This window comes from Colwellia sp. TT2012 (genome assembly GCF_001440345.1).
Taxonomy (GTDB): Bacteria; Pseudomonadota; Gammaproteobacteria; order Enterobacterales; family Alteromonadaceae; genus Colwellia.
Genome location: NZ_LJYX01000196.1, coordinates 1 through 415 on the forward strand (window position 1 = coordinate 1; position 415 = coordinate 415).

Annotated in this window: 1 rRNA gene; it reads right to left on the reverse strand. The window is 41.2% G+C overall.

The annotated features are described in order from the left end of the window. Nucleotides 1-118, reverse strand: a 23S ribosomal RNA gene (locus tag ASU03_RS19545); the annotation flags it as partial. Between the last annotated feature and the right edge of the window lie 297 nt (nt 119-415).

Sequence of the window (415 nt, forward strand, 5' to 3'; positions counted from 1 at the left end):
TCGGACATCTCAGGCTATAACGGTTGTTATCACCTTACCTGAGCTTTTCGCAGATTAACACGTCCTTCATCGCCTCTAACTGCCAAGGCATCCACCACATACGCTTAGTCACTTAACCATACAACCCCAAGTATTCTTGTCTTTTACTGCTTATGCGTCGTTGCATTTCATTGCTCGTTCAGTCATGTAGTAAACTACACTCCTTTACTCGCGCTTCGTGCGCCTTGCCTAAACACCAAAATCCGTCGAATCAATCTTATTGCTAAAACCAATCCATACTGGACTGTTCGGAGACTAATCCGAACTAATTGTAAAGTCTGACATTTTCACGTACTCAATATACTTACCTCGAAAGGTTCATATAAGATGAGTTACTTGATAAGACAATCAATGTCGAGTAGACATTAATCGAATG